Annotated in this window: 6 protein-coding genes; all 6 read left to right on the forward strand. The window is 59.5% G+C overall.

What is annotated here, in order from left to right:
• Entirely contained in the window at nucleotides 1-315 is a 315-nt protein-coding gene (locus PDO_RS12315; RefSeq protein WP_009109997.1) for an STAS domain-containing protein, read from the forward strand.
• The gene (locus tag PDO_RS12320) at nucleotides 312-680 is read left to right on the forward strand and encodes a response regulator (RefSeq protein ID WP_009109999.1); all 369 of its coding nucleotides are present in this window, start codon (nucleotides 312-314) and stop codon (nucleotides 678-680) included. The genes PDO_RS12315 and PDO_RS12320 overlap by 4 nt, the downstream gene beginning before the upstream one ends.
• Entirely contained in the window at nucleotides 677-2,698 is a 2,022-nt protein-coding gene (locus tag PDO_RS12325) for a chemotaxis protein CheA (protein ID WP_009110001.1), read from the forward strand. Before PDO_RS12320 ends, PDO_RS12325 begins: the two co-directional genes overlap by 4 nt.
• Nucleotides 2,695-3,210, forward strand: a complete 516-nt coding sequence (locus PDO_RS12330) for a chemotaxis protein CheW (RefSeq protein ID WP_009110004.1) — start codon at nucleotides 2,695-2,697, stop codon at nucleotides 3,208-3,210. The genes PDO_RS12325 and PDO_RS12330 overlap by 4 nt, the downstream gene beginning before the upstream one ends.
• Nucleotides 3,211-3,231: 21 nt before the next feature.
• Nucleotides 3,232-4,932 carry a methyl-accepting chemotaxis protein gene (locus PDO_RS12335; protein WP_009110006.1) on the forward strand — a complete coding sequence of 567 codons (1,701 nt, stop codon included), beginning with the start codon at nucleotides 3,232-3,234 and terminating at the stop codon, nucleotides 4,930-4,932.
• A 22-nt stretch (nucleotides 4,933-4,954) separates the two neighbouring features.
• A partial coding sequence (locus tag PDO_RS12340; protein ID WP_009110008.1) for a HAMP domain-containing protein occupies nucleotides 4,955-6,025 on the forward strand: 1,071 nt, incomplete at its 3' end.

Below are 6,025 nucleotides of genomic sequence, written 5' to 3' on the forward strand. Positions count from 1 at the left end.
ATGCCGAGCCATCCACTGATACTGCCAAGCACACTCTCGATCCGCCACGCAGCCACCACCCGCGAACAGCTTCTGGCCACCCTTGAAAAGCATGAAGCGGTTGAGGTGGAGTTTCCCGACGGCTGCGATGCCGATCTCAGCCTCATCCAGTTGATCGAGGCAGCGCGGCGTCATGCAGACACCCATGGCAAGCGCCTGTCACTCAAGACTGCAGCGAACGGTCGCGTGTTCGACGTTCTCGAGCGTGGCGGCTTTCTCTCGGATATGGACCCCGCCTTTTCTCAATTTTGGTTACATCGGAAGGAAATACAATGAGTGCGAACATCCTGACCGTCGACGATTCGGCCAGCATCCGGATGACGACAAAAATCGCGCTGACCAATGCCGGTTACAAGGTGACAGAAGCCGTGGACGGCGTTGACGGCCTGAACAAGGCCAAGAGCGCCAGCTTCGACCTGATCGTCACCGACCTCAACATGCCCAACATGAATGGTCTGGCGATGATCGAAGCATTGCGTCAGTCGCCGGCCCACACCGGCATACCGATCATCTTCCTCACCACCGAATCCGACGCGGACATGAAAAGCCGTGCCAAGGCAGCCGGTGCCACCGGCTGGATCACAAAGCCTTTCGACCCTGAACAGCTCGTCAAGATCGCCAGGAAAGTACTGGGCAAATGAACACAATGGACCCCATCCAGGTCTTCAGGACGGAAGCGGCGGAGCTCTTCGAACAGATCGAAAGCGGTCTGCTCGATCTCCTCCATGACCTGTCCGACCAGGACCAGATCGATGCTGTCTTCCGCGGACTGCACACGCTGAAGGGCTCCGGAGCCATGTTTGGCTTCGAGGCACTCGCCGCCTTTACGCATCACTGCGAATCCGCCTTTGACCGCGTCCGAAAGGGTGAGGTCCAGGCAACCAGCGAACTGATTGCCGCCGTTCTCGAAGCTCAGGACCATATGAAGGCCCTGGTCGAAAAGCCGAATGGCGATCATGACGACATGAGCCAGAAGCTTCTCGCCAAGCTGCACGCGGCAGTCGGCGGGAAGAATGGTCATGCAGCAACCGCACGGCCGGCAGTGGTTGTGCCAGCCTCTACACCCTCTGCTGCGGCTGCGGCCAAAGCCGCGTCTACCAATTGGGTCATCAAGTTCCGCCTGCCCGACAATGCTATGGCCAACGGCACCAACCCGCTAGGCCTGCTGGACGAACTGCGCGAACTCGGAGAGTGCACGATCACCGTCGACGCCAGCACGATCCCCGGTCTTGCCGAGATCGATCCGACAACCCTTTATCTCGGATGGACCATCACGCTGGAAACCGAACAGCCACGTTCGGCGATCGAGGATGTGTTCATCTTCGTCATGGACGACATGCAGCTGGAAATCACAGAGATCAAGGCGGCAGCAGCAACCGAACCGGCACCGAAGCAGGCCGAACCGGATCTGGTCGTGGAACCCGTTGCCGAGAAGAAGCAGGCCGCGACGAACACTGGTCCGGCAGACGCAAAGTCAAACAAATCGGCTGAAAACGTCCGCGTTCCGGCTGAACGCCTGGACGAACTGATGGACCGTGTCGGCGAACTGGTGATTGCCCAGTCGCGTCTGTCGCAGCTGGCCAATATCAGCGCCAATATCCAGCTACGCTCGGTATCCGAAGATGTCGAGCGCCTGTCCGGCGAATTGCGCGACACGATGATGGTGCTGCGCATGGTCCCGGTCGGCAGCCTGTTTGGCCGTTTCCGCCGCCTGGTTCACGACCTTGCCCGCGAAACCGGCAAGACGATCGAACTGGAAACCGAAGGCGAAACGACCGAGGTCGACAAGACCGTCATCGAACGGCTGGCCGATCCGCTGGTTCATCTGGTCCGCAATTCCTGCGACCACGGCCTGGAACCACCGGAAGAACGCCGCGCCGCCGGCAAATCGCCGCAAGGGCGCATCCTGCTCTCGGCCCGCCAGCAGGCCGGCGAGGTCATCATCACCATCAAGGACGACGGTCGCGGCATAAATCGCGATCGCGTGCGGGCCAAGGCGGAAGCCTCGGGCCTGATCCAGCCGAACGCGGCACTCTCGGACCAGGAACTGCTCCAGCTGATCTTCCAGCCGGGCTTCTCGACAGCGCAGGAAGTCACCAACCTTTCCGGTCGCGGCGTCGGCATGGACGTCGTCAAGCGTACGATCGATACGCTGCGCGGCACCATCAACGTTGTCAGCCATCCAGGTGAGGGATCGGAAGTCTCGCTGTCGATCCCGCTGACACTGGCGATCATCGATGGCCTGCTGGTTCGCGTCGGCAATGGCCGCTATGTCATTCCGCTCTCGGCCGTCGAGGAATGCCTCGAGCTTTCGGTCGAAGACGACATGCGTTCACGCGGTCGCAGCTTCATCTCGCTGCGCGACAGCCTAGTGCCTTACCTTCGCCTGCGCGAACTGTTCCGCACCGGCAGCAAACCCGACCCCTTCCAGAAGGTGGTGGTCATCTCGACCGGTTCCGAACGCGTCGGTCTCGTCGTCGACCAGATCATCGGCGACCACCAGACCGTCATCAAGGCCATGTCCAAACTGCATCACGACGTTGCGACCTTCTCGGGCGCCACGATCCTGGGTGACGGCGACGTGGCTCTCATCCTCGACGTGGGACATCTCGTCTTGGAAGGCCAGAAACAGGAGGCGCATTTGCGCGCAGCAGGATGAGCGAAGCAGCACGTAAGATACCCGATCATCTCTGGGGCGTCAGCGAGGAACTCGAAGTCCTGACCTTCGACATTGCCGGTGAAATGTTCGCGCTTGAGGCGGTCATGGTGCAGGAAATCCTCGATCTCCTGCCTGAAACGACCGTTCCCGGTGCAAAGCCCTTCGTCGGCAGCGTCATCAACTTCCGCGGCAAGGTTATTCCGCTTGCCGACATCCGCCTTGCCTTCGGCATGGAGGCGACAAAGCCGACGATCGACAGCCGCATCATCGTGATCGAGCTGGATGTCGATGGCGAACCGACGCTGACCGGCATCCGCACCGACAAAGTGCATGAAGTCACGTCCCTGATGAAGACTGCCAGCGAACCGCCACCCAGCATCGGCATGCGCTGGCGTTCCGACTTCATCGACTGCCTCGTCCGCCGTGGCGGCGAATTCATCATTCTTCCCAACCTTCAAACGATCTTCTCCGTCGGCCATGAGCGCCATGCGGCGGACCCGTCGAAGAACTAGTCGCAGCAAAGGAAAAACCACATGCGCGCCTCGATTAAACTCAAGCTGACAGTCGCCTTCGGCTTTGTCATCATCATGCTCATGGCCACCGCGACCATTGCCATCATGAGCCTCAGCGATCTGAACACCACGCTCGAAAATGTCGTGAAAGGCCCGGCAACACGCCTGAGGCTAGCCCAGGAACTCAACATTACCCAGCTGCAGCAGCTGCGCCAGCAGAAGAACATGCTGCTCGCGACCGATATCGCCGCCATGCGGGACTATTCCGCCAAGATCACCCAGCAGCGTCAGGATTTCGACAAGGCGTTCGACAGCGTCATGCTGCTAGCCACGGAGCAAGGAAAGGTCCTGTGGGGCAAGCTGGATGGCATGGCCACCGAATACCGCGAACAGGATGATCGCATCCAGGCCCTGATGATGGCTGGCGACCGTGACGGCGCCCTGCGCATTTCGACAAACGAAAATCGTGTAACCGTCGGCGAAATCGACGAATTGCTTGATGAAGTTGTCACGCTGGAAACCAGCCGCCTGGCAGAAGCCAACGAGACGGCCGGAGCTGACTATGTCCAGACGCGCAATGTCATGCTCGCGGTTGCCGGCGCCGCCCTGCTGATCGCCTTGGCTGCCGCAGTCTGGATCGCACTGTCCATCAATCGCGGTCTGCGCAACGCAGTCAGCTCGGTCCAGAGTGTTGCTGACGGCGATCTGACCAAGCTGGCCGTGGTCAAGTCCAACGACGAAATCGGCGACCTGCTGACCTACGTCAACGCCATGATCGAACGTCTGCGTGGCGTGGTGGGCGACGCCCTTTCTGCATCATCGAACGTCTCGTCCGGTAGCCAGGAACTGTCAGCAAGCTCGGAACAGCTGTCACAGGGTGCAACCGAACAGGCTGCTGCTGCCGAAGAGGCCTCTGCTTCGATGGAAGAAATGGCCGCCAACATCAAGCAGAACGCCGACAATGCAGCCCAGACCGAAAAGATCGCCCGCCAGTCGGCCAAGGATGCGGAAGCATCCGGCGACGCGGTGACCCGCGCCGTCGGTGCCATGCGCACGATTGCCGAGAAGATCTCGATCGTCCAGGAAATTGCCCGCCAGACTGACCTTCTCGCACTGAACGCTGCCGTTGAAGCAGCGCGCGCCGGTGAACACGGCAAGGGCTTTGCGGTTGTTGCATCGGAAGTGCGCAAGCTGGCGGAACGTTCGCAGTCGGCAGCAGCCGAAATCGGCGCCATGTCGAGCGACACCGTCAAGGCAGCCCAGGAAGCCGGCGAAATGCTCGGCCGCCTGGTTCCGGATATCCGCAAGACCGCCGAACTGGTTTCGGAAATCTCGGCAGCCTGCCGCGAGCAGGACATCGGCGCCTCGCAGATCAATGAAGCAATCCAGCAGCTTGACCAGGTCACCCAGCAGAACGCTTCGGCCTCCGAACAGATGGCCGCGACCTCTGAAGAGCTGGCAGCCCAGTCCGAGGAACTGCAGACCTCGATCGCCTTCTTCCGGGTTGACCGGTCTGGCGAACGGGCTCCTGTCGCCATCCGCAAACCGGCAGCCCGCCCGGCTGCTCCAGTTGCCCGTCCGGCAGCGGCCGCAGCGGTTCGCAAGCCTGCCCACGGTGACAACAGCATCACCGGCCAGCAGGCCCGTGCCAACGGCTTTGCCCTCGACCTGTCGATGGGCGGCCCGGACGCAGACGACGCGCATTTCAAGCAGAGCGCGTGAGTACAATCGAATCGTCATGTGAATGACGCTCCGGCAGAAATTGCCGGGGCACTTGGGTCCGGAAGACGGCTGTCCGGACCCGAACATCCCAAACCTCGCAAATGGCAGCGGTGAATGCATCACGGCCCTGCAACCTCGCGACCAGAACGATACTGAGTATTTGAGCAACGACAACCGCACCACATTTCGGGTGGCGATAGGGGATATTATGAGATTCACAATTAAGCTTAAGCTGGCTGTGGCTTTTGGGCTCATCATTCTGATGACCAGCGGCATGGCAGCGTTGGCAGTAACAAATTTGTCCTCACTGAATTCGGCAATAACCGAGATCGTAGAAGGCCCTGCAACCAATCTTCAAAATTCCAGCGATCTATTGGATTCCGTCTATAGTTCGATCCGCGCTGAGAAAAATGCTGTGATGAACACCGATCCCGCTCAAATCACTTCGTATTCCCGCGAAGTGGCGGAAGATCGTTCTAAGATAAACGAACTATTGAGCCAGCTCGACAATGACGACACAGCTGCAATCAGACAAAAGGTCTCCGAGTTTCGCGGCGATTTGCCAAAGTGGTTTGAGGTTCAAGATCGCATTCTGAGACTGGCGCAGGAAAACACCACGGAATCCAACGCGCTGGCCGGTCAGATTTCGATGGGCGAAGGCGCAAGCGTTACCGCCACGCTGCTAACGGCATTGTCGGGCCTCAACGCAGAAATCGGCAAGGACTTGCGGGCCACCGATGAGGCCACGAATGTGCAATACGACAACTCCAGAAGCATTCTGATCGGCATAGTCCTTGCGGTTCTCGTGTTCTCGACCGTCGTCGCCTTCTGGATTGCCCTCGGCATCAGTTCGGGTCTTCGTAAGGTGTCAGGCGTGGCAGAAGCCGTTGCCCTTGGTGATCTCAACCAGAATGTCCAGGTCAAGAGCAATGACGAGATCAAGGACCTCATCGAAACGATCAATCGCATGACAGCAAACCTGAAGAGCACGGCCGACATCGCCAACATGATTGCGGCCGGCGACCTCTCGAAGGAGGTCACACCTTTGTCTGACAAAGACTCGCTTGGTATTTCCATGGGAAACATGGTGACC

This window comes from Rhizobium sp. PDO1-076, assembly GCF_000247475.1.
Taxonomy (GTDB): Bacteria; Pseudomonadota; Alphaproteobacteria; order Rhizobiales; family Rhizobiaceae; genus Allorhizobium.